We start from the raw sequence: 24033 nt of genomic DNA on the forward strand, positions 1-24033 counted from the left end.
GCGGCCTCAGGGTTGATCAGACAGCGAACAGCAGGAACTCACGTTCCCAGGAGCTGATGACGCGTTTGAAGTTTTCATGCTCGGCGCGCTTGGTGGCGACGTAGCCGGTGATGAATTTCTTGCCCAGGTACTGGGTCAGCGCGCGGCTGATTTCCATACGCTCAAGGGCATCCTCGATGGTCAGCGGCAGGCGCAGGTTACGCCGCTCATAGCCTCGGCCCACCACCGGTGCGCTGGCTTCGATACCTTCGACCATGCCGATGTAGCCGCACAGCAGGCTCGCCGCGATGGCCAGGTAGGGGTTCGCATCAGCACCGGGGAGGCGGTTTTCGACACGCCGGCTCTGTGGCCCGGCATCCGGCACCCGCAGGCCAACCGTGCGGTTCTCTTCGCCCCATTCGACGTTCACCGGCGCCGAGGTATCGGGCAGGAAACGACGGAACGAGTTGACGTTGGGAGCGAACAGCGGCAGCGCTTCGGGAATGAATCTCTGCAAGCCACCGATGTGGTGGAGGAACAGCTGGCTCATGCTGCCGTCTTCATTGGAGAAGATGTTCTTGCCGGTGTGCACGTCGACCACGCTCTGGTGCAAGTGCATGGCACTGCCCGGCTCGCCGGTCATCGGCTTGGCCATGAAGGTCGCGGCCACATTGTGCTTGAGCGCCGCCTCGCGCATGGTGCGTTTGAACACCAGGATCTGGTCGGCCAGGTGCAGGGCGTCGCCATGACGGAAGTTGATCTCCATCTGCGCCGTGCCGTCTTCGTGGATCAGCGTGTCGAGGTCCAGCTGCTGCAGCTCGCACCAGTCGTAGACATCTTCAAACAGCGGGTCGAATTCGTTGGCTGCCTCGATGGAGAACGACTGCCGACCGGTTTCCGGGCGGCCCGAACGGCCCACCGGGGGCTGCAGCGGGAAGTCCGGGTCTTCGCTACGCTTGGTCAGGTAGAACTCCATCTCGGGCGCGACGATCGGCTGCCAGCCCTTGTCGGCATAGAGTTTGAGCACTTTTTTCAGGACGTTGCGCGGCGACAGTTCGACCGGGTTGCCCTTCTTGTCGTAGGTGTCGTGAATGACCTGGGCGGTTGGCTCGATGGCCCACGGCACCAGGAACACGGCGTTCTCGTCCGGGCGGCAGATCATGTCGATGTCGGCAGGATCGAGCAGTTCGTAATAGATGTCGTCGTCGACGTAGTCGCCGGTCACGGTTTGCAACAACACGCTCTCGGGCAGGCGCATGCCTTTTTCGGCGATGAACTTGTTGGTGGGCGATATCTTGCCGCGCGTGATGCCGGTCAAGTCGCTGATCAGGCACTCGACTTCGGTGATCTTGTGCTCTTTCAACCAATCGGTGAGCTGGTCGAGGTTGTTACTCATAAATACCTCAGGAGGTAAGGTGGTCCGCGCTCTGATTCTGGATGGAGTACATTGCTAAAGCAAAAACCCGCGCGCAGGACCGCAGTGGATACACTGGAAACAGGCGTATCCGTAATGAGTTCGATGGGCAGAAAGGCGAAAAGAGGTGCGATAGACCGCTACGGGGCGTGGTCCGCGAAGGCCAGGCGTCAATTATTGCGGCCAGTGCAGCCGACCAATCGTCGGGGCGCGCAAATAGGACGGAGATACCCGATGGTGCTGCACTGGCAGCACGTACAGGTCGCGACAAGCGGACCATGTGACCCTCGTATTATTGTGTTCTGGGTTGAGACCGAGCTTAGCCTTGTTCATTTTTTTACACAACACCTCCGTAAAAAATAAAACACGGCGTGTCGGAGATAGCCCTTCGCAGCGGAAATAGCGGATAATGGATTGCCCCGATATGCAGCAAATCTGCCGTCGATGTGCCATTTCAGGGCATCATGGGGTTGGCTTGACATCAGTATGTCTTTTCGATTGACTGGACCTGCAAGCCCCCCTTGATTGATATTTTTAACAACAAAGGTGTTGCATCATGTCGGTACCCCCGCGTGCCGTTCAGCTTAACGAAGCGAACGCGTTCCTTAAGGAACATCCTGAGGTTCTCTACGTTGACCTTCTGATTGCAGATATGAATGGTGTGGTTCGTGGCAAGCGAATCGAACGCACCAGCCTCCACAAGGTTTACGAGAAAGGCATCAACCTGCCGGCCTCCCTCTTCGCCCTGGATATCAACGGTTCCACCGTTGAAAGCACCGGGCTGGGCCTGGACATCGGCGATGCCGACCGCATCTGCTACCCGATTCCCGGCACCCTCTCCAACGAACCCTGGCAGAAGCGCCCCACCGCTCAGCTGCTGATGACCATGCACGAGCTCGAAGGCGAGCCGTTCTTCGCCGACCCGCGCGAAGTGCTGCGTCAGGTAGTGAGCAAATTCACCGAGATGGGCCTCACCATCTGCGCAGCCTTCGAGCTGGAGTTCTACCTGATCGACCAGGAGAACGTGAACGGCCGTCCACAGCCACCGCGTTCACCCATTTCGGGCAAGCGTCCGCAGTCGACCCAGGTGTACCTGATCGACGACCTCGACGAATACGCCGACTGCCTCCAGGACATCCTCGAAGGTGCCAAGGAGCAAGGTATTCCGGCCGACGCCATCGTCAAGGAAAGCGCCCCGGCGCAGTTCGAAGTCAACCTGCACCACGTCGCCGACCCGCTCAAGGCCTGCGACTATGCCGTGCTGCTCAAGCGCTTGATCAAGAACATCGCCTACGACCATGAAATGGACACCACCTTCATGGCCAAGCCCTACCCGGGCCAGGCAGGCAACGGCCTGCATGTACACATCTCCGTGCTGGACAAAGATGGCAACAACATCTTCACCAGCGAGGATCCCGAGCAGAACGCCGCGCTACGTCACGCTGTCGGCGGTGTGCTCGAGACCCTGCCCGCGTCCATGGCGTTCCTCTGCCCGAACGTCAACTCGTACCGCCGCTTCGGCGCCCAGTTCTACGTGCCGAACGCGCCGAGCTGGGGTCTGGACAACCGCACCGTGGCCCTGCGCGTGCCGACTGGCTCGCCAGATGCCGTGCGCATCGAGCATCGCGTTGCCGGTGCCGATGCCAACCCGTACCTGATGATGGCGGCCGTCCTGGCGGGCGTGCACCATGGCCTGACCAACAAAATCGAGCCAGGCGAGCCGATCGAAGGCAACTCGTACGAGCAGCTGGAACAGAGCCTGCCGAACAACCTGCGCGATGCCCTGCGCGAGCTGGACGACAGCGAGATCCTGAACAAGTACATCGATCCGAAGTACATCGACATCTTTGTCGCGTGCAAGGAAAGCGAGCTGGAGGAGTTCGAGCACTCGATCTCCGACCTCGAGTACAACTGGTACCTACATACCGTGTAAACGAAAACGCCGCCCACAAGGGCGGCGTTTTTCATTGCGGGCCGCGAAGCCGGCAAGCACAGGCTTACAGGGATTTCTCGAAAATCTTCGAATTGCGCTGATAGTTGTACAGCGAAGCTCGCGCCGCAGGCAGCCGCTCGACCCCACTGGGCGCGAACCCACGCTCGCGGAACCAGTGCGCGGTACGCGTCGTCAACACGAACAAGGTATTCAACCCCAACTGCCGCGCCCGGCTCTCGATGCGCTCCAGCAACTCGTCCCCGCGCCCGCCATGGCGGTACTCTGGGTTGACCGCCAGGCACGCCAGTTCGCCCGCTTCGGAATCGGCTATCGGGTACAACGCCGCACAGGCGATGATCATGCCCTCACGCTCGACCACGCTGAACTGCTCGATCTCCCGCTCCAGCACCTCGCGCGAACGACGTACCAGAATGCCCTGCTCTTCCAGCGGACTGATCAACTCCAGCAAGCCGCCGACGTCGTCGATGGTAGCCTCGCGCACCACCTCGAACTGTTCCTGGGAAACCAGCGTACCGCCACCCTCACGGGTGAACAGCTCGGTCAACAGCGCGCCATCTTCGGCATAACTGACGATATGACTGCGCGCCACGCCCCCCTTGCACGCCTCGGCGGCAGCATCGAGCAACTCGCCCTGGTAATCGCTGCCCAGACGGGCCAAATGCGGTGCGACCTGTTGCGGGCGCAGCTCGCGCACCAGCTTGCCGTTCTCGTCCAGCAAACCCGGTTCGGCGCCGAACAGCAGCAGCTTGTCAGCACCCAATTCGATGGCCGCCCGGGTGGCGACGTCTTCGCAGGCCAAATTGAAGATTTCACCCGTAGGCGAATACCCCAGGGGCGACAGCAGCACGATGGAGCGCTCGTCGAGCAAGCGGCTGATGCCCTTGCGGTCGATCCGACGCACTTCGCCGGTGTGGTGGAAATCGACGCCTTCGAGTACGCCGATCGGCCGTGCGGTGACCAGGTTGCCGCAGGCCACACGCAAGCGCGAGCCCTGCATCGGTGAGGCGGCGATATCCATCGACAGCCGCGCCTCGATGGCAAGACGCAAGGCGCCGACTGCATCGATCACACAGTCCAGGGTGGCCGCGTCAGTGATGCGCAAGCCGCGGTGGTAGTGCGGCGTCAGCCCGCGAGCCGCCAGGCGGCTTTCGATTTGTGGACGCGAGCCATGCACCAGTACCAGCCGCACGCCAAGACTGTGCAGCAGTACCAGGTCATGGACGATATTGCCGAAGTTCGGGTGCTCCACACCATCGCCGGGGAGCATGACCACGAAGGTGCAATCGCGATGAGCATTGATGTACGGGGAGGCATGACGCAGCCAGTTGACGTATTCGGGCATGACAGGGCCTGTGGATAAAGTGGACGGAGAACGGTGGATCACACGGCGTTCAGGATCATCGTCGGAACAGGCTTGCGGTCACGCGCGGTCTCCTCTAGGCAAGAACGAATCAGCTCGATTGACGTTTAATTCAGGCAATAGTGCCGGATCAGGTCACGCAATAGACGCACGGTAGGCTCGATTCGTGACATTTCAAGGTATTCGCCCGGCTGGTGAGCACAGGCGATGTCACCGGGGCCGAGCACGATGGTCTGGCAACCCAGCTGCTGAAGATAAGGCGCTTCGGTGCCGAACGCCACCGCTTCGGCGCGATGCCCGGTCAGACGTTCGGCTACCTGTACCAGCTCGGCATCGGCGGCCTGCTCGAACGGTGGCACTTCCGGGAACAGCGGCGCGTAGTCGATACGCACCTCATGGCGCTCAGCCAGCGGCACCAACTTCTCGCGGATGGCCGCGCGCAACTGCTCCACGTCCATGCCAGGCAAAGGACGCAGGTCGAACTCCAGCGCGCACTGGCCACAGATGCGGTTAGGGTTGTCGCCACCGTGGATGCAGCCGAAGTTCATGGTCGGTGTCGGTACGGAGAACTGCGGGTTGCGGTAGGTTTCCTGCCATTGCCGGCGCAAGCCCATCAACTCGCCCATGACCGCATGCATGGCCTCCATGGCGCTGCGCCCCAGGCTTGGGTCGGAGGAGTGGCCGCTGCGCCCGAGGATGTCGATTCGGTCCATGAGAATGCCCTTGTGCATGCGAATCGGCCGCAGGCCCGTGGGCTCGCCAATCACCGCCGCACGCCCAAGAGGCTGCCCGGCTTCTGCCAGGGCGCGGGCCCCAGACATGGAGCTTTCTTCGTCGCAGGTGGCCAGGATCAGCAACGGCTGCTTGAAGTCGTGCTCCAGCAACGGCAGCACCGCTTCGATCACCAAGGCGAAAAAGCCCTTCATGTCGCAACTGCCAAGCCCGACCCAGCGACCATCGACCTCGGTCAGCTTGAGCGGATCACTCGCCCACAGCTGCGGGTCATAGGGCACCGTATCGCTGTGACCTGCCAGTACAAGGCCGCCAGGGCCGGTGCCACGACTGGCCAACAGGTTGAACTTGCCGGGGCTGACTGGCTGAATGTCGCACTTGAACCCCAGGTCGGCCAACCAGCCTGCCAGCAGGTCGATGACCTGGCGGTTGGACTGGTCCAGCGCGGGCTGGGTGCAACTGACCGAGGGCGCGGCAACCAAGGCGGCGAACTGGTCTTTGAGCGTCGGCAACGGCATGCGCATACTCCTCGAAAGCGTTGCCCATCATAGCAACGCATTCCTGCTCGCGGGCAACCCGCTGGCCCTGTGGAAGTCCCCTTGCGTCGCCAAAGCAGGGCAAAGCCCTGGCAAACTCAACAGTCCACAGCCGACTCCTGTAGACTCACCGCCAACCACGCCCCTCCCTTCGAGCCTGTGATGCACAAAGAAACCGAACTCAAGCTCCGCGCCAGCCGCGAGACCCTTGCCGCCCTGCGCGAGCACCCCCTGCTGAAGAAGCGCAACAAGTCCGGCTGGCAGACCCGCGAGCTGCTCAACCAGTACTTCGATACCCCCGAGCGCGACCTCTCGGCTGCCCGCGTCGCCCTGCGCCTGCGCCGTGACGGCGATGTGATCATCCAGACCCTCAAGTGCCGTGGCCAAAGCGTTGCCGGCCTGTCCGAGCGCAACGAATTCGAATGGCAGCTGGACAAGGTCAAGCTGGACCTGAAAAAGTTCGACGCCACCTGCTGGCCCGAGCAACTGGCCGACCTGGACAAGAAAACCATCAAGCCGCTGTTCACCACCGACTTCACCCGCGAATACGCTGAAATCGCCTGGGGTCGGGGCAAGAGCAAGGTGGTGATCGAAGCCGCGCTGGACCAGGGCTTCGTGATCGCCGGCAAACGCAAGGAAGAGATCTGCGAGCTGGAACTCGAACTGCGCGAAGGTGCCCCGGAGGCATTGCTCGAACTTGCCGCCGAGCTGGCCGCCAGCCTGCCACTGATGCCCTGCGACATCAGCAAGGCCGAGCGCGGCTACCGCCTGCTGGATCCCGACAGCTACGAGTTGGGCCTGCCCCACACCGAGCTGGACGCCGAAATGGCCGTGGACGACGCCTACGCCGCACTCGCCTGGCAACTGCTGGGCAGCAGCCAGCGCCTGGCTGAGCAATACCGCCACAACGGTCACTGGCGCTTGTTGCAGGAATGGGTCCTGTGCCTCAGCGAACTGCGCGCCCTGACCAGCAGCCTGGGCCAGGCCGCACCACGCCCGACTACTCGCGCCCTGCGCACCCGCCTGGACGCACTGCTGGAAGACTGGCGCCCGCTGGTTCAGGCCGGCAACGATGACGAAGACATCCGCCGCGCCGCGCCCGAGCAGTTCGCCGAAGAGCTGGAAGACATCCGTTGGGGCCAGTTCTCGCTGGAAACGTCTCGCTGGCTGCTAGCCCGTAGTTGGACTCTGGATCGTAAAGGCCGTGGCGAGCGCCAGGGCAAGGCGCAACTGGCCAGCTGGCTGGGCCACCTGCTGGGCGAGGAAGGCCGCGCCCTGAAGCTGCCGCTCTACACTCAGCGCCCAGAAGACCTGGCCGAGCAGTTGCCGCGTCTCGAACAGCTGCTGGCCTGGCTGCACCACGCACGCCAGGTGCTCGAAGCGCCGCAGATGGACCGCCTGTATGGCGACCTGAAGAAACTGCACGAGCTGGCCGAACAACCCCTGTCCGATGAGCTGCTCGAAGCGCGCATCGAGCAGGCCCGCGCGGTGGATCAGAGCCGCGGTTGGAAGTATCTGATCAAGGCTTGAGTCAGCGTAGACCCCGCCGGCTAGCCGCTCCTGCAGGGGCTGCGATGATTTGCGGATCATCGCAGTCGCTCAACGCGCCAGCGGCAGGCTGGTCGTGGACTTGATCTCGGACAAGGCCACGATCGAATTGACCTCCTGGATCCCCGGCACATTCGACAGCTTCTCGAAGAAGAACCGTTCGTAGGCTTCGATGTCCGGCGTGACGATGCGCAACAGAAAGTCCACCGACCCCATCAGCACATAACACTCCAGCACTTCCGGAAAGCCGCGAATCGCTTCGGTGAACTCGGTGAAGTTGGAGCGCCCGTGAGCGTTGAGTTTCACCTCGGCGAAAATCTGCGTGTTGAGCCCGACTTTCTTGCGATCGAGCAAGGTCACCTGGCCCCGAATCACCCCCTCCTCCTTCAGGCGCTGAATGCGACGCCAGCACGGCGATTGCGAAAGCCCGACACGCTCGGCGATCTGTGCGCTGGACAGCGAGGCGTCCTCCTGCAGCAGCTCAAGAATGCGTCGGTCGTAGGCGTCCAGCTCGCCATGCATTTTTAATTCTCTCATAGAGTGTTTTTTGAATTGATCAATTCGCCTCAACGGCGAAATCCACCCATCATAGCGAAAAAATGCCTTTGGAAACGTGCAAGAATTCTTCCCACTCTTGCGGAGAACAGCATGAACGCACAGCCCCGTACCGACGTCTGGGCGGCCAACAACGCCCACAGCACCGTCAACTATCGCCTGCAGGCCGAGGCCGAACCCGACAGCCTGTGCCGGGTACTCAACCTGTTTGCCCTGCAGTTCCTCACGCCACACAGCGTGCAGGTCAGCCAGCAGGATGACTGGTTGAACATCGAGGTGGGCATCGGTGGACTGAGCTGGCACCGGGCCGAGGTGATAGCGCAAAAACTGCGTAACCTGGTGTGTGTGGGTGAGGTGAGCCTGACCAACCAGCAGTGGCTCGTCAGGTCGTCACGATCACTGTAAGCGCCGTCTCGCCAATGACCGGGCAGTGACAGGCCCTGCAAGATCCAGAAACCCTTCATGTTCGGCAACCTCCCCCCGCCCGGCTAGCCTGAGCAGCACCTCCATCAGGCACGGACGCCTCCATGCATAGCCAAGACAATCCGGCACTCGACCTCAGGCGCGTGCTCGAAGCCCTGCTCACCGACCAGCACCTGCACGCCAACGACACCCTGCAGGTGCTTAGGCACGCCGCCACCCAACCCGCCCGCCATCCGTTGGAACAAATCGCCGCCTGTGGCCTGCAAGATCGCCAGCAGCCAGGCCAACGCCTTGATCTGGACCGCCTCTGCCAATGGCTTGCGAACAAGGTCGGCCAGCCCTACATGCAAATCGACCCCATGCAGCTCGACCTGTCCCAGGTCACGGGTCTGGTTTCCCCAGCATTCGCTCAACGCCATGGCATCCTGGTCGTGCACGCCGATGCCCAGCGCGTCACCGTCGCCAGCGCCCAACCTTTTCAGGACAGTTGGCAGGCCGACCTGGCGCGCAGCCTGGGTAAACCCATTCGCCGCGTGCTGGCCAACCCGGTGCAACTCCGCCAGCTAGGCCAGTCGCTCTTTCGCCTGGCCCATTCGGTAAAGGGCGCGCAGCATCAGCAATCGGCCAGCCTGGGCGACCTGGAGCAGTTGCTGGAGCTGGGCAAGCGCCAGGCCGAAGCCTCGGCTGACGATGCCCATATCGTGCACATCGTCGATTGGCTGCTGCAGTATGCCGTCGAACAACGGGCCAGTGACATCCACCTGGAGCCCCGCCGCGACCAGGGCCGACTGCGCTACCGCATCGACGGCCTGCTGCACACGGTCTATGCCTTCCCTGCCGGCGTGACCCTGGCGGTCGTCAGCCGCCTCAAGCACCTAGGGCGCATGGATGTCGCGGAAAAACGCCGGCCTCAGGATGGTCGACTTAAGAGCCGTCTGCCTGGCGGCGAAGAAGTCGAGCTGCGCCTTTCGTCCCTCCCTACCCCGTTTGGCGAAAAACTGGTGCTGCGCCTGTTCGACCCGCAGCAATTGCATGAGCGCTTCGACAGCCTGGGTCTTGAAGGCGAACAGCTTGCCCTGTGGCAAGCACTGTTGCGTCGACGACAGGGCATCATCCTGGTCACCGGACCCACCGGCTCCGGCAAGACCAGCACCCTGTACGCGAGCCTTAAGTCGCTGGCCACGCCCGAGGTCAACCTGTGCACCATCGAAGACCCTGTCGAGCGCCTGGAGCCTGCGTTCAACCAGTTGCAAGTCCAACCAAGCCTTGACCTGAGCTTCGCCAACGGCGCCCGCGCCCTGCTGCGCCAAGACCCGGATATCATCATGATCGGTGAAATTCGCGACCGCGAAACGGCGCTGGTGGCGGTTCAGGCGGCCTTGACCGGGCATCTGGTGCTGTCCACGTTACACACCAACGACGCCTGTAGCGCCATCACTCGGCTGCAAGAGCTGGGCGTCGCCGATTACCTGATCAAGGCAACCCTTATCGGCGTCATGGCCCAGCGTCTGGTGCGCACCTTGTGCGACGAGTGCAATGGACGTCCGACGATGGGAGAAGGCCAGCCATGCCGCCGCTGCCGTGGCACTGGTTTCCAAGGCCGAACCGGTCTTTTCGAGCTGCTGACCCCAAGCGACGAGCTTCGCGCGCGGATAAGCCCGGGCACCGACCTTGCAGCATTGCGTGACCAGGCCAGGGAGGATGGACTAAAGGATCTTCGAAGCTGCGGGGAAGCGAAAGTGGCGCTGGGTCTGACCAGCCTCGAGGAGGTCCTGAGGGTCTGCACCTGAGCAAAAAAAGCCTTGTATTCAAGGAACTTGCGTCAGTGCGGCAGGATCAAAGCGGGCATCTTCAACCCCCACCCTTTGAGGTGTTTCATCATGCGTCTCAAAACCGCCATCGCAGCTACTGCCTTGCTGTCGCTGCCGATTGGCTCCGCCATGGCCGATGAGTTCTTGCGTAACCTCATGACGACAGGTGCGACCACAGCGTCGAGCTACCTGACGTCCAGAGATCACAAGCTGGTATTGGCGGCACAGGATGATGCCGGCAGCTTCGTCGCCAGTGAAGGCGCCATTCGCGGACCTTTCCTGGAGGCAGCCCTGCACCAGGTACGCACCGAGAACCCAGGGATTGAAGCCAGCGACATGGAACTGGCCAATGCCATTCTTGCCAAGAATGCAGTAGCCGAGTAAGCGTGGGGGGCTGCAACGCAGCCCCTTCTCTCAGCGGTAGGCCTCCACCGGCACACACGCACAGAACAGATTCCTGTCCCCATAGACATTGTCGACCCGGTTCACCGCTGGCCAATACTTGTGCTGGCGAACGTGGCCACTGGGGGCGACGCCTTGCTCCAGGCTGTACGGCCGATTCCACGGTGCGAGGACATCAGCCAGCGTATGCGGCGCGTGCTTGAGCGGGTTGTCCTCCGCCGGCCAATTACCCTCCTGCACCTCGCCGATCTCGGCGCGAATTGCCAGCATGGCATCGACAAAGCGATCCAGCTCCGCCTTCGACTCGCTTTCGGTCGGCTCCACCATCAACGTGCCAGGCACCGGGAACGACATGGTCGGGGCATGGAAACCGTAGTCCATCAGGCGCTTGGCCACGTCTTCCTCGGTGATGCCGGTCTGCGCCTTGAGCGGGCGCAGGTCGAGAATGCATTCGTGCGCCACCCGCTGGTTGCGGCCGCGATACAGCACGGGGAACGCGCCACTCAGCTGGCTGGCCAAATAGTTCGCCGAGAGGATCGCCACCTCGCTGGCGTCAGCCAGCTGCGGGCCCATCATGGCGATGTACATCCAGCTGATCGGCAAGATGCTCGCGCTGCCCCACGGCGCGGCGCTGACCGCGCTGTTGTTCGGGTCCAGCCCAGGCACCGGCACTACCGGGTGGCTGGCGACGAACGGCTTGAGGTGGGCGCGAATCCCAATTGGCCCCATGCCTGGGCCACCCCCGCCGTGGGGGATGCAGAACGTCTTGTGCAGGTTCATGTGCGAAACGTCTGCGCCGATGTCCGCCGGCCTGGTCAGGCCAACCTGGGCATTGAGGTTGGCGCCATCCATGTACACCTGGCCGCCGTGCTGGTGGATCACGTCGCAAATCTCGCGAATACCCTCCTCGTACACCCCATGGGTGGACGGGTAGGTGATCATCAGGCAGGACAGCCGGTCGCCAGCCGCTCGGGCTTTGGCCTTGAGGTCGTCGAGGTCGACGTTGCCCTCGTCATCGCATTCGACGATCACCACCTCCATCCCCGCCATCTGCGCCGAAGCCGGGTTGGTGCCGTGGGCCGATGAGGGTATCAGGCACAAGGTGCGGTGGGGCTGATGACGGCTGTGATGATATCGGGTGATGGCCATGAGCCCGGCATATTCACCCTGGGCGCCCGAGTTGGGCTGCATGCAGATGGCGTCGAAGCCGGTAATGGCGCACAACCAAGCCTCCAGCTCGTCGATCATCGCCTTGTAGCCCGTCACCTGGGCGGCCGGCGCGAAGGGGTGGATGTTGGCAAAGCCCGGCCAGGTGATGGGAATCATCTCGCTGGTGGCGTTGAGCTTCATGGTGCATGAGCCCAGTGGGATCATCGACTGGTTCAGCGCCAGGTCCTTGTTCTCCAGGTGCTTGAGGTAACGCAACATCTCGGTCTCGCTGTGGTGCAGGTTGAACACCGGGTGAGCGAGCAAGGGCGTGCGCCGTACCAACGCGGCAGGAATACCCTCGGGCAAGGCATGCTTGTCGAGTTCAGCGATGTCCAGGCCATGGTCCACACCGAGGAAGATGTCGAACAGCCGCAGTACCGTCGCTTCGTTGCAGGTCTCGTCCAGGCTCACGCCCAGGTGCCCGCGTCCAAGAATTCGCAGGTTGATCCGGGCATGTTCGGCACTTTCGATGATCGCGGCCTGGGCGCCACCGACATCCAGTGTAAGGGTGTCGAAGAAATGCTGGTTGAGGCGCTTTATACCCTTGGCCTCAAGCCCTGCTGCCAGGATAAACGTCAACCGATGGACCCGCTGGGCGATGCGCTGCAGGCCTTCCGGGCCGTGGTAGACGGCATAGAAACCGGCGATGTTGGCCAGCAGCACCTGGGCCGTGCAGATGTTGGAGTTGGCCTTCTCACGGCGAATGTGCTGCTCGCGGGTCTGCAGCGCCATGCGCAGCGCGGTGTTGCCGCGGGCATCGCGGGAGACACCGATGATGCGCCCCGGCATGGCGCGCTTGTAATCATCGCGGCAGGCGAAATAGGCCGCATGGGGGCCGCCGTAGCCCATGGGCACGCCAAAGCGCTGGGTCGAACCCAGCACTACGTCCGCACCCCACTCGCCGGGCGGTGCCAGCACCACCAGGCTCAACAGGTCGGCCGCTACACAGGCCAATGCCTGCTGGCTGTGGAGCTGGTCGACCAGCGGACGCAAGTCGCGCACCTCGCCGTGGGTATCCGGGTATTGCAGCAGCGCGCCGAATACCGAGTGCTTGGCGAGGTTATCCACGCAGTCCACGATCAGCTCGAAGCCAAACCCTTCGGCGCGGGTTTTCAGCACCGAGAGGGTTTGCGGGTGGCAATGCTCATCAGCGAAGAACGCGTTGCTCTTGCTGCGCGCCACACGCTTGGCCAAGGCCATGGCTTCGGCGGCAGCGGTGGCCTCGTCGAGCAACGACGCATTGGCCAGGGCCAGCCCGGTCAGGTCGATGATCATCTGCTGGAAGTTCAACAGCGCCTCCAGCCGGCCTTGGGCGATTTCCGGCTGATAGGGCGTGTAGGCGGTGTACCAGCCGGGGTTCTCCAACACGTTTCGCAGGATCACCGTCGGCGTGACCGTGCCGTGATAGCCCATGCCGATCAGACTGGTCCATACCTGGTTCTGCTCGGCATAGCCAGCGAGCTTGGCCAGTGCAGCCTGTTCATCCAGGGCCGGCGGAAGGTCGAGCGGACGGTTCAGTCGGATTCCAGGGGGGACAGTCTGCTCGATCAGCTCACTGCGGCTGGCAACGCCCAACGTGGTGAGCATGGCCTGCTGCTCCGAGGCATCAGGCCCCAGGTGGCGACGCAGGAAAGGGTTGAGCTCTTGCAGTTGATGCAGGGATGGCGACTGGGACATGACGACGCTCTCTTCCTAGACCAGGCCTCATGGAGACTTATAAGTCTAGGAAGGATTGCCGATTCTGCGGGAATTCTTGGGGTTGCAGTACCGGGCTCCTGCAGGAGGGTGCCTGCTGCAGGAGCCAGCGACCAGGCGATTACTCGCCGATGGCAGCCTTGTAGCCGGCGGCATCCAGCAGCTTGTCCAGCTCGGACGTGTCGCTTGGCTTGAGCTTGAAGATCCACGACTCGTAAGGTTTTTCGTTGAGCAGCTCGGGGCTGTCGGCCAGTTCTTCGTTGACGGCGATGACTTCGCCACCGACCGGGGCGTAGATGTCGGAAGCGGCCTTGACCGACTCCACAACGCCGGCAGCGTCGCCAGCGGCGAACACCTTGCCAACTTCCGCCAGCTCTACGAACACCACATCACCCAGGGCTGCCTGGGCGTGATCGCTGATGCCCACGGTGACGGTCCCGTCAGTTTCCAGGCGTGCCCATTCATGGCTTTCGGCATAACGCAGGTCGGCGGGGATATTGCTCATGTCTTGTATTCCTCGATTGGCTCAGCGGTCGGTCCGCCGTTGATTGTTCAGATCAGAATCTTGCCGTGGCGCACGAAAGTGGGTTTTACCACACGCACCGGGTACCACTTGCCGCGAATTTCGACTTCGGCGCGGTCGCCAGTGGCCATGGGCACGCGCGCCAAGGCGATGGACTTGCTCAGCGTAGGCGAGAAACTACCACTGGTGATCTCTCCTTCGCCAATCCCAGCGACACGTACCACCTGATGGGCACGCAACACGCCACGTTCTTCGAGCACCAGCCCAACCAGTTTTTCCTTCACGCCACTCTTGATCTCGTCCTGCAGCGCAGTGCGGCCAATGAAGTCGCGCTCGGCAGGTTCCCAGGCAATGCTCCAGCCCAGGTTGGAGGTGAGCGGCGTGTGGTTTTCGTCGATGTCCTGGCCGTACAGGTTCATGCCGGCTTCCAGTCGCAGGGTATCGCGGGCGCCAAGGCCGCTGGGGGCGATGCCGGCACCGACCAGGTCGTTGAAGAATGCAGGGGCCTGATGACCGGGCAAGATGATCTCGAGGCCGTCTTCACCGGTGTAACCGGTTCGGGCGATGAACCAGTCACCTTCGGCCATGCCTTCGAACGGGCGCAATTCGCGGATCAGCGCGGCACGCGAGGCACTGACCAGCGCGGCGACCTTCTCGCGGGCGTGGGGGCCCTGAATGGCAAGGATGGCCAGGTCGGAACGCTCATCCACACCCACCTCGAAACCCGCGCTGCGTGTCGTCAGCCAGGACAGCACGCTGGCTCGGGTCGCGGCATTGGTCACCAGGCGGTAGCCGTCCTCGGTGCGATAGACGATCAGGTCATCGATGACCCCGCCTGCGTGGTTCAACAGCGGGCTGTACAGGGCTTTGCCGGGGCTGTCCAGGCGAGCGACATCGTTGGCCAGCAGCTGTTGCAGCCAAGGCGTGGCGGCCCTGCCATCGATGTCGATGACGGTCATGTGGGACACGTCGAAAACCCCGCAGTCGCTACGCACCTGGTGGTGCTCTTCGACTTGCGAGCCATAGTGCAGGGGCATATCCCAACCGCCGAAATCGACCGTCTTGGCGCCGAGCGCCAGGTGCAGGTCATACAAAGGCGTGCGCTGTCCCATGGGTTTCTCCTTCCGGGCTTGGCGAAGCGGCAGCGGGCGATGACGTTTGGTCGTCAACTCTTGTTATAGGACCCGCCGCTGCGAATGCCGCGCATTGTAGCCGCAAGGGCGCGGGCTGGCATCCTTACTGACTGTGACCGGGACGTCTGGCCGAACGGCGGATCAAGCCGATGACCGGTAGCAGCCCAACCAGCACAAGGGTCAGCGCGGGTAACGAAGCACGCGCCCACTCCCCTTCGCTGGTCATCTCGAACACCCGCACCGCCAACGTATCCCAGCCGAAAGGACGCATCAGCAAGGTTGCCGGCATTTCCTTGAGCACATCGACAAATACCAGCAAGGCCGCGCTGAGAGCACCTGGAACCAGTAATGGCAGATACACCTTGCAAAACAATCTCGCGCCACCGACACCCAGGCTGCGCGATGCCTCCGGCAGCGAAGGCCGGATACGCTCCAGGCTGCTTTCCAAGGGGCCGTAAGCCACTGCGATGAAACGCACCAGATACGCCAGCAGCAGCGCCGCCAGGCTGCCCAGCAACAGTGGCTTGCCTGCGCCCCCCAGCCACTGGGACAGCGGCACCACCAACTGGTTATCCAGATAGCTGAAGGCCAGCATGATGGACACCGCCAACACCGACCCCGGCAACGCGTAACCCACGTTGGCCAGGCTCACGCCAGCACGGATGACGTGCGTCGGCGCCTGACGTCGGGCAAAGGCCAGCACCAACGCCACACCAACGGTGATCAGCGCCGCCATGGCGCCCAGATACAGGGTGTGCAGTACCAGGCTGACGTATCGCTCATCCAGGTCATACCGCCCGCGCTGCCAGAACCACGCCAGCAATTGCAGCAGCGGAATGACGAAGGCACAGGCGAATACGAGCAGGCACCAGCCACTGGCCAGCAGCGCCTTGCCGCCGCGTAAATGGTAAAGCGCCCGCCCTCGTGGCCGCTCGTTGCCATGGTGACTGGCACCCCGGGCACGACGCTCGCCATACAGCACCAGCATCACCGCCAGCAGCAGCAGGCTGGCCAACTGCGCCGCGCTGGAGAGGCTGAAGAAACCGTACCAGGTCTTGTAGATGGCCGTGGTAAAGGTGTCGAAGTTGAATACCGCAACTGCGCCGAAGTCGGCCAGTGTCTCCATCAACGCCAAGGCAATACCCGCACCGATGGCGGGTCGGGCCATTGGCAACGCGACCCGCCAGAACGCTTGCAGCGGCGACAGCCCCAGCACCCGCGCCGCTTCCATCAGGCCCTTGCCCTGGGCGAGGAACGCCGTGCGCGCCAGCAGGTAGACGTAGGGGTAGAACACCAGCACCAGCACGACGATCACCCCGCCCGTGGAGCGCACACGGGGCAAGCGCATCGGCCCAAACATTTCGCGCAGGGCAGTCTGCACCGGGCCGGAGAAATCCAGCAGGCCGACGAAGACGAAGGCCAGCACATACGCCGGAATGGCGAATGGCAGCATCAACGCCCAGTCCAGCCAGCGTCGGCCGGGGAATTCACAGAGGCTGGTGAGCCAGGCCAGGCTGACGCCTAACACGGTGACCCCGACGCCGACCCCGAGTACCAGGGTGGCCGTGTTGCCCAGCAAGCGGCTCATCTGGGTATCGAGCAGGTGCGACCATATTTGCGGGTCGATCGACTGCCACGACAGCAACAGCACGCTCAGGGGCAAGAGCACCAGGGCGGCGGTCATCAAGACCGGGAGGTACCAACGGCGTTGGGGCGTGTGCGGCAAGTTGACTGTCTCTGAGGCTGAATTGCGACCGCTTTGGGGTCATTCGCGGGTAAACCCGCTCCCACAGGGTGCGGCGCCGCTCTTGATGACGGCGAAATACCTGGGGGAGCGGGTTCACCCGCGAAAGGGCCTTCGCAGGCCCCCGAAAGGATAAGGCCTGGGGCTTAGTTCCAGCCAGCCCGGTCCATCAAGCGAATCGCTTCGGCCTGGCGCTTGCCGGCGACTTCAACCGGAATGCTGTCGGCCTTGAAGCTACCCCAGGCCGCCACCTCGTCCGATGGCTTGACCTTTGGGTTGGCCGGGAATTCCTGGTTGATATCGGCGAACAGCTTTTGCGCTTGCTCGCCGGTCATCCACTCGACCAGCTTCTTCGCCGCTTCAGGATGCGGCGCATGCTTGGTCAGGCCGATACCCGAGAGATTGACGTGCACGCCTCGGTCGCCCTGGTTTGGCCAGAAGATCTTCACCGGCAGTTGTGGATTCTGATTGTGCAGACGCCCGTAGTAGTAGGTGTTGACCACCCCCACATCGCACTGGCCTGCCGCGATGGCCTGGATCACCGCGTTGTCGTCGGAGAACACGTCCGTGGACAGGTTATTGACCCAGCCTTTGATGATTTGCTCGGTCTTGGCCTCACCGTGTGTCTCGATCATCGTGGCGGTCAGCGACTGATTATAGACCTTCTTCGCCGTCCGCAGGCACAGGCGGCCTTCCCACTGCTTGTCGGCCAGAGCTTCGTAGGTGCTCAACTCTTCAGGCTTGACCCGCTCGGTGGAGTAGATGATGGTCCGCGCACGCAGGCTCAGGCCGGTCCAGTCATGGGACGACGCGCGATACTGCGGGGGGATGTTCTTGTCGATGATGTCCGACTTGATCGGCTGCAGGATGCCCATCTGCTCGGCTTGCCACAGGTTGCCGGCATCGACGGTAAGCAGCAGGTCGGCCACACCATTCTCGCCCTCGGCCTTGATGCGCTGCATCAGCGGGGCTTCCTTGTCGGTGATGAACTTGATCTGGGTGCCGGTCTTGGCGGTATAGGCGTCGAAAACTGGCTTGATCAGCTCGTCGATGCGCGAGGAGTACACCACCACTTCGTCCGCTGCCTGGGCAGTGCCGCCCAGCAGGGTCAAGGCCAGAACGGCCAGTAGGGGCTTGCGTGGCAACATGAAAAGCACTCCTCGAATGGTATGAGAGGTGCAAATGGTAGTGAATCCCATTTTGCAGCTCATCCTCGGAGCCGTTACCGGATGTTGCAAAGCCCCAGCACCACCAGAAGCCGGCTTGCCGGCAATGAGGCCGCCAAGCGGCACCCACGCATCAGGCCTTGGCCAACTCAGGCAGATCCCCACTCAAGCCCAACGCCTGGCGCACGAACATCGCCTTGGCCTCCGGCATCTGCTCCACCAGCTTCAAGCCGGTGTTACGCAGCCAGCGCAACGGCAGCGGATTGGCCTGGAACAGCCGCTCGAAGCCCTCCATGGCCGCCATCAGCGCCAGGTTGTGCGGCATACGCCGGCGCTCGTATCGGCTCAGCACCTTCACATCCGCCAACCGCTCACCACGCTCACAGGCATTGACCAACACCTCGGCCAGCACGGCGGCGTCGAGGAACCCCAGGTTGACGCCCTGCCCGGCCAACGGATGAATGGTGTGCGCGGCATCGCCAATCAGCACCAGGCCTTCATCCACGTAGCGCTTGGCATGGCGTTGGCGCAGCGGCACGCAAACACGCGGGTCGGCCTCCAGCACATCGCCCAGTCGCCCCTCGAAGGCTTCCTGCAGCGCCCTGCGGAAGGCGTCGTCCTCCAACGCCATGATCTGCTCGGCTTGTTCAGGCGTGGTCGACCATACGATCGAGCACCACTGCTGGTTGCCATCGCGCGATAAAGGCAGAAACGCCAGCGGCCCCTCGTCGGTAAAACGCTGCCAGGCGGTGGCTCGATGCGCCGCGCTGCAGCGCACACTGGTCACGATAGCGTGGTGCAGGTAATCCCATTCACGGGTCTGGCAACCCGCCAGGCGTCTCACCGCCGAATTGGCGCCGTCGGCGGCCACCACCAGAGGAGCTCGCAGGCTGCGACCGTCGGCCAAGGTCAGCAGCCACTCGTCACCGGAGCGGCGCAGCTGCTCCAGGCGTGCATTGGGCAAGAGGCCGATATCGCTGTCGTGCAGGCGCTCCAGCAACCCATCCTGCACCACCCGGTTCTCGACGATGTGGCCAAGTACCTGGGCATGCACGCTGGCCGCCGAGAAATGAATCTGGCCGGTGCCGCTTCCGTCCCAGACCTGCATGTCCGAATAGGGCGACACGCGTCGCCCAGCGATGCCTTCCCAGGCCCCCAGGCGCTCCAGAATTCGCTGGCTCGCTGCGGACAAGGCGCTCACCCTGGGCTCGAACGGCGCCTGGGCATCGAAGGGTTTGACCGACAGCGGGCTGCCGTCGAGCAGGAGAATATCCAGGCCACTGTGGCGCAAGGCCAGGGCCAGGGCGCTACCGACCATACCGGCACCGACAATCAGTACATCTGCGCGCATTTCCATGCTTTACGCCTGCCTCGCTTGCGGCTTGAGCCGCACGTATAGGGTTTTATCGACCCGCGCCACCAGCTCGCCGGCGCCATCGCGTACATCCACCTGCAAACGCGGCAGGTACTTCTTGCCGGAAGCGGTTTGCTGGCGAATGTCGTCCAGCAACGCATCGTCGAGGTGGAACTCGGCGTACACCGGTCCTTTGCCCGGGGCGATGAAGTCGATGCTGGCAGCCTTGTCCCAGACGATGTACTCGCGGCCCAGCTGTTCGATCAGCAGCAACATGTAGAACGGATCGACCATCGAGTACAGACTGCCACCGAACTGGGTACCGACGTAGTTGCGGTTCCAGCGGGTCAGTTTCATGCGGACCTTGGCGCTGCGCATGTCCGGGCTGATGTGCTGCACGCGGATACCGGCGCCGAGGTAGGGAGGGTACAGGTTCAGCAACCAACGCAGCATGCGAGCCCGGCGAGCCAGGCGGCGTGAATCGCTCATGCCTGGCCCCGCGCGTCAGGGCGGGTGCCCAGGCCCATGGCCTGGCGCGCGAACCAACTTTTCGCCGGCGGCAGCAGGTCAAGCCCGAGCAATCCGATGTTTCGCCCTGCCGCCAGCAATGGCTGGCTGCTGCCGAACAGGCGGGTCACCTGGTCGGAAAAGCCGATGGTCAGCGCCTGGTCGAGTCGCTGGCGCTGGTGATAGGCCTGCAGTGTCGCAAGGTCGCCCGGATGTTGCGGGCCAGCCAACAGCGCGTCGGTCAGTGCCTGCACATCGCGCAATGAAAGGTTGAAGCCCTGGCCGGCTATCGGGTGCAGGCTGTGCGCAGCATTGCCCAGTACCACCAGGTGCGGTCGCACCTGTTCCTCGGCCTCCACCAGCGCCAGCGGATAAAGGTGCCGCGCGCCCACCTGACGCAGGGCGCCGAGGCGATAGCCAAAGGCGTCCTGCAGCTCACGCAGGAAATGGCGCTCGTTGATATCCGCCAGGCGCTGGGCGTCCATTCCCTGGCGGGTCCAGACGAGCGCGCAGCGATTGTCCGGCAATGGCAGCAGGGCCATCGGACCTTGTTCGGTGAAACGCTCGAAGGCTTGCCCGCGATGGGCCTCACCCGGTGTGATATTGGCGATCAGTGCACTTTGTTCGTAGGGCCTGCGACGCACATGGATGCCCAATTGCTCACGCAGACCCGAGCGGCCGCCGTCGGCCAGAATCGCCAGGTCGCATTCCAGGCTGGTGTCATCGTCCAGTCGCAATCGGTATCCACCGTCGATGGCCTGCATCGACCGGACCTCCGCCGGACAGCGCCAGCTCACCACCTCGCTGTCCAACCCTTGCCACAGGCACTGGCCAAGCCAGGCGTTCTCCACCACGTAGCCCAGTGCCGGCACACCTTCTTGCGAAGCATCCAGGCGTGTTGCGCCAAAGCGTCCACGGTCGGAGACCTGGATCTGCAGGATGGGTTCGGCACGTCGGCTGATGGTCGGCCACAGGCCCAGGTGATGGTAGATCTGTTGGGTACCAAACGACAGCGCGGATGAACGTGCGTCATAACTGGGCTGGAAGCTATCACCCGGGGCAAACGGCTCGATCAGCAGAATCTTCCAGCCTCGTGCCTTGGCACCTGCCTGCAGGGCCAAGGCCAGGCTTGCACCGACGAGGCCGCCGCCGATGATCGCCAGGTTGACCCGGCTCATGCTGCATCCCTGCGCGCGGCCGCCATCAGTGCCTCGATTTCAGCGACTGTCCTGGGCACATCCGACGTCAGAATTTCACAGCCCTGCCTGGTCACCACTACATCGTCCTCGATTCGCACACCAATGCCACGCCACTTCTTCGCCACCGTCTGATTGTCGGCAGCAATGTAGATACCTGGCTCTACCGTCAGCGCCATGCCGGGCTCGAGCACCCGCCACTGGCCACCGACCTTGTACTCGCCCACATCGTGCACATCCATGCCCAGCCAATGTCCGGCTCGGTGCATGTAGAAGGCGCGATAGGCCTCGCTTTCGATCAACGCCTGCACCTGGCCCTTGAGCAGCCCCAGTTCCACCAGGCCCTCGGTGATGACCCGCACGGTCGCCTCGTGGGCGTGATTCCAGTGCTTGCCCGGAGCGATCTCGGCGAACGCGGCCTCCTGGGCCTTGAGCACCAGTTCGTAGATCGCCTTCTGCTCGGGGGAAAAGCGTCCACTGACCGGGAAGGTGCGGGTAATGTCGCTGGCATAGCAGTCGATCTCACAGCCAGCGTCGATCAGCACCAGGTCGCCATCCTTGAGCAGGGCGTCATTTTGCTGGTAATGCAGAATGCAGCCATTGCGCCCGGCCGCGACGATCGAGCCGTAGGCCGGCATTTTGGCGCCACCTTTGCGGAATTCGTAATCCAACTCGGCTTCCAGGCTGTACTCGTGCAGCCCCGCCCGGCAGACCTGCATGGCCCGCACATGGGCGCGCGCGGAGATTTGCGCGGCAGCACGCATGACCTTCACCTCCGCCGCCGATTTATACAGGCGCATGTCATGCAGCAGATGATCCAGCGCAACGAACTCGTTCGGTGGCTGGGCGCCCAGACGGGCCTTGGAACGGATCACGTTGATCCAGTCCATGAGCCGGCGATCGAACTCGGGGTTACTGCCCATGGCGCTGTACACCCGCTCGCGCCCTTCGATCAGGCCCGGGAGGATCTCGTCGATGTCGGTGATCGGAAAGGCGTCATCGGCTGCAAAGTCGCGAATCGCCCCTTCCTGGCCGGCCCGCACACCGTCCCACTGCTCACGCTCGGGGTTGCGCTCACGGCAGAACAACACGTACTCACCGTGCTCGCGCCCAGGAATGAGCGCAATCACGGCTTCAGGCTCGGGGAAGCCGCTGAGGTACTGGAAGTCGCTGTCCTGGCGGTACACATGCTCGACGTCGCGGTTGCGAATGGCGACTGCAGCGGCAGGCAGGATGGCGATGCTGTTGGGAACCATCTGCGCCATCAGCGCCTTGCGCCGACGGGCATACTCGGCCTTGGGTATGTGGCTCATGGACAAGACTTCCCCCCAGGGTGATCGAATCAGTGCAGCGATGGCTTGGGTGCGGGTGCGGCGGGTGCGGCCAGCTCCGTATAGAGCAGCAGCGGCGCGACACGCAGATACTCCATCACTTCCATGTAGTCGCTTTCGCCATCCTCGGACTCTTCCAAGGCTTCCTGGACTTGAGAAATGGCGACCAGGTCCTGCAGGACCTCTTTCGCATCGGTGGACAGGTCCTTGCCGCCAGCGTTCAGACCAAAGCCGGTAATGAAACCTTGGCACCATTGGCCCAGCGCGGTGGCGCGCTCGGTCAGCGGGGCTTCGTCGCCTGGCAGCAGCAGGACGATGGCGATGTCCTCGCCAGTGAGTTCGGCCTTGACCATTTCCTGCAGGCCAACCAAGGCATTGCGCACGGAGTCCGCGGGCTCGCTTTCCAGCGCGCCTGCGGCATCGGCCAGCCAGGCTTCGGGGTCGAAGCCCGCGCCAGCGCAGCTGCGGCCGATCAGCAGACCATGCAGTTCGGCGGGAGATACAGGGTGACCGTTGCTCGAAAGCAGCGAGGCGAAAGCGGTGTAAGGCGATTGAGTATTAGGCATGGGCAGCTAGGCGCCAGGCGGCGCAATGACTAGAATGAAGACCTTGTATCCTAGCACCGGCAGGCGCGCCAAGACCATCGGCACTGGCCGCCATTGCCCAGGGAGAGGCATCATCGCCAGGTGAGTCAACGACGGAGCGAATCGAGTGCAACCCATGCAAGAGAAAGACCTGCAAGCGCTGATGAGCCGGTTCGAGTTGCTGATCGAACGTGTCGAGCAACTTAAACGGCAAAATGCACTCCTAATTGCTCAGGAAAAATCCTGGCGCGAGGAACGCGCCCACCTCATCGAAAAGAACGAAATCGCCAAGCGCAAGATCGAGTCGATGATTTTACGCCTGAAGGCCCTGGAGCAAGACTCATGAGTTCAAGCAATAGCGTTACCGTGCAGATCCTCGACAAGGAGTACTCGATCATCTGCCCTCCGGAAGAACGCAACAACCTGGTCAGCGCCGCACGCTATCTGGACAGCAAGATGCGCGAGATCCGCAGCAGCGGCAAGGTCATCGGTGCCGACCGCATCGCCGTCATGGCGGCCCTGAACATCACCCACGAGCTGCTGCACCGCCAGGACACCCCGGAAACGGCCAGCACAGGCACTACCCGTGAACAGGTACGCGACCTGCTGGAACGGGTCGACCAAGCGCTGTCCGACGACGCGGATACCAAAATCGGCTGAGATTGGTATACTGGCGCCACTCCCTGGGGGATGCGCCAGTCGGTTATGTCCCTGAGCCGATACGCACAACCACGGGGGTTGCACGCTGGGGCCGGTGTGCATGTCCGCCCGACGGAAAGCCTTAACGCCCCCTGCAATCTCCACCTTGAACTTTCGGGTTCAAGGGCTACACCGATAGCGGTCTTATCGGGGAGCCTGAATTCGCTTGCCCGCCTCC

21 protein-coding genes and 1 other RNA gene are annotated in these 24033 nt (G+C 62.8%); 8 read left to right on the forward strand and 14 right to left on the reverse strand.

The window, feature by feature from the left end; genetic code table 11:
* Window positions 1-16: 16 nt before the first annotated feature.
* Window positions 17-1375 (reverse strand): glutamine synthetase family protein, encoded by a 1359-nt coding sequence (locus P3R38_RS24030; protein ID WP_023382950.1) that lies wholly within the window; start codon window positions 1373-1375, stop codon window positions 17-19.
* A gap of 574 nt (window positions 1376-1949) precedes the next feature.
* On the opposite strand from P3R38_RS24030, the gene P3R38_RS24035 reads away from it, so the two are divergent.
* A complete protein-coding gene (locus P3R38_RS24035) occupies window positions 1950-3326 on the forward strand; it encodes a glutamine synthetase family protein (protein ID WP_016712594.1) in 1377 nt (458 codons plus the stop codon).
* Between the two features lie 64 nt (window positions 3327-3390).
* On the opposite strand, the gene argA is transcribed toward P3R38_RS24035, so the two are convergent.
* A complete protein-coding gene (gene argA / locus P3R38_RS24040; protein ID WP_023382951.1) occupies window positions 3391-4689 on the reverse strand; it encodes an amino-acid N-acetyltransferase in 1299 nt (432 codons plus the stop codon).
* A gap of 125 nt (window positions 4690-4814) precedes the next feature.
* A complete protein-coding gene (gene argE / locus P3R38_RS24045) occupies window positions 4815-5957 on the reverse strand; it encodes an acetylornithine deacetylase (protein WP_023382952.1) in 1143 nt (380 codons plus the stop codon).
* A 180-nt stretch (window positions 5958-6137) separates the two neighbouring features.
* On the opposite strand from argE, the gene P3R38_RS24050 reads away from it, so the two are divergent.
* A complete protein-coding gene (locus tag P3R38_RS24050) occupies window positions 6138-7505 on the forward strand; it encodes a CYTH domain-containing protein (protein ID WP_277686671.1) in 1368 nt (455 codons plus the stop codon).
* Between the two features lie 69 nt (window positions 7506-7574).
* Here the strand turns inward: P3R38_RS24050 and P3R38_RS24055 are convergent, their stop codons facing one another.
* Window positions 7575-8045, reverse strand: coding sequence for an Lrp/AsnC family transcriptional regulator (locus P3R38_RS24055; protein WP_023382954.1), 471 nt, complete (start codon window positions 8043-8045; stop codon window positions 7575-7577).
* A 126-nt stretch (window positions 8046-8171) separates the two neighbouring features.
* Here P3R38_RS24055 and P3R38_RS24060 point away from each other — a divergent pair, with 126 nt between their 5' ends.
* The 3 genes from P3R38_RS24060 to P3R38_RS24070 all read left to right on the forward strand — a co-directional run bounded on the left by P3R38_RS24060 (window position 8172) and on the right by P3R38_RS24070 (window position 10696).
* Window positions 8172-8483, forward strand: coding sequence for a hypothetical protein (locus tag P3R38_RS24060; protein WP_023382955.1), 312 nt, complete (start codon window positions 8172-8174; stop codon window positions 8481-8483).
* Window positions 8484-8605: 122 nt separating this feature from the next.
* A complete protein-coding gene (locus P3R38_RS24065) occupies window positions 8606-10291 on the forward strand; it encodes a GspE/PulE family protein (RefSeq protein WP_202675746.1) in 1686 nt (561 codons plus the stop codon).
* A 90-nt stretch (window positions 10292-10381) separates the two neighbouring features.
* Window positions 10382-10696, forward strand: coding sequence for a DUF2388 domain-containing protein (locus tag P3R38_RS24070; RefSeq protein WP_023382957.1), 315 nt, complete (start codon window positions 10382-10384; stop codon window positions 10694-10696).
* Window positions 10697-10726: 30 nt separating this feature from the next.
* On the opposite strand, the gene gcvP is transcribed toward P3R38_RS24070, so the two are convergent.
* The 10 genes from gcvP to P3R38_RS24120 all read right to left on the reverse strand — a co-directional run bounded on the left by gcvP (window position 10727) and on the right by P3R38_RS24120 (window position 23138).
* On the reverse strand, window positions 10727-13600 hold the full coding sequence (gcvP, locus tag P3R38_RS24075; protein ID WP_023382958.1) for an aminomethyl-transferring glycine dehydrogenase: 2874 nt from the start codon (window positions 13598-13600) through the stop codon (window positions 10727-10729).
* A 139-nt stretch (window positions 13601-13739) separates the two neighbouring features.
* Window positions 13740-14123, reverse strand: a complete 384-nt coding sequence (gene gcvH, locus P3R38_RS24080) for a glycine cleavage system protein GcvH (RefSeq protein ID WP_027907211.1) — start codon at window positions 14121-14123, stop codon at window positions 13740-13742.
* 47 nt (window positions 14124-14170) lie between these two features.
* The gene (gcvT, locus tag P3R38_RS24085) at window positions 14171-15253 is read right to left on the reverse strand and encodes a glycine cleavage system aminomethyltransferase GcvT (RefSeq protein WP_023382960.1); all 1083 of its coding nucleotides are present in this window, start codon (window positions 15251-15253) and stop codon (window positions 14171-14173) included.
* 124 nt (window positions 15254-15377) lie between these two features.
* Window positions 15378-16958 (reverse strand): iron ABC transporter permease, encoded by a 1581-nt coding sequence (locus P3R38_RS24090; protein WP_023382961.1) that lies wholly within the window; start codon window positions 16956-16958, stop codon window positions 15378-15380.
* A gap of 206 nt (window positions 16959-17164) precedes the next feature.
* Complete coding sequence (locus P3R38_RS24095) at window positions 17165-18166, reverse strand: extracellular solute-binding protein (RefSeq protein WP_027907209.1); 1002 nt, start codon at window positions 18164-18166, stop codon at window positions 17165-17167.
* A 151-nt stretch (window positions 18167-18317) separates the two neighbouring features.
* Window positions 18318-19535: a 2-octaprenyl-3-methyl-6-methoxy-1,4-benzoquinol hydroxylase gene (locus P3R38_RS24100; protein WP_177429861.1), complete on the reverse strand. Its 1218-nt coding sequence runs from the start codon at window positions 19533-19535 to the stop codon at window positions 18318-18320.
* Window positions 19536-19544: 9 nt separating this feature from the next.
* Window positions 19545-20027, reverse strand: coding sequence for a DUF4442 domain-containing protein (locus P3R38_RS24105; RefSeq protein ID WP_023382964.1), 483 nt, complete (start codon window positions 20025-20027; stop codon window positions 19545-19547).
* Window positions 20024-21223, reverse strand: coding sequence for a 2-octaprenyl-6-methoxyphenyl hydroxylase (gene ubiH, locus P3R38_RS24110; protein WP_023382965.1), 1200 nt, complete (start codon window positions 21221-21223; stop codon window positions 20024-20026). Before ubiH ends, P3R38_RS24105 begins: the two co-directional genes overlap by 4 nt.
* Window positions 21220-22554: a Xaa-Pro aminopeptidase gene (pepP, locus tag P3R38_RS24115; RefSeq protein ID WP_277686672.1), complete on the reverse strand. Its 1335-nt coding sequence runs from the start codon at window positions 22552-22554 to the stop codon at window positions 21220-21222. The genes ubiH and pepP overlap by 4 nt, the downstream gene beginning before the upstream one ends.
* 29 nt (window positions 22555-22583) lie before the next feature.
* Window positions 22584-23138 (reverse strand): YecA family protein, encoded by a 555-nt coding sequence (locus P3R38_RS24120; RefSeq protein ID WP_023382967.1) that lies wholly within the window; start codon window positions 23136-23138, stop codon window positions 22584-22586.
* Between the two features lie 154 nt (window positions 23139-23292).
* On the opposite strand from P3R38_RS24120, the gene P3R38_RS24125 reads away from it, so the two are divergent.
* From P3R38_RS24125 to ssrS, 3 genes are all read left to right on the forward strand, one after another.
* Window positions 23293-23502: a TIGR02449 family protein gene (locus P3R38_RS24125; protein ID WP_023382968.1), complete on the forward strand. Its 210-nt coding sequence runs from the start codon at window positions 23293-23295 to the stop codon at window positions 23500-23502.
* Window positions 23499-23816: a cell division protein ZapA gene (locus P3R38_RS24130; protein WP_023382969.1), complete on the forward strand. Its 318-nt coding sequence runs from the start codon at window positions 23499-23501 to the stop codon at window positions 23814-23816. The genes P3R38_RS24125 and P3R38_RS24130 overlap by 4 nt, the downstream gene beginning before the upstream one ends.
* A gap of 17 nt (window positions 23817-23833) precedes the next feature.
* A non-coding RNA gene (gene ssrS / locus P3R38_RS24135) (6S RNA) lies at window positions 23834-24013 on the forward strand.
* The last annotated feature ends 20 nt before the right edge of the window (window positions 24014-24033 follow it).

The sequence above is a fragment of the Pseudomonas sp. NyZ480 genome (genome assembly GCF_029537255.1).
Lineage (GTDB): Bacteria > Pseudomonadota > Gammaproteobacteria > Pseudomonadales > Pseudomonadaceae > Aquipseudomonas > Aquipseudomonas taiwanensis.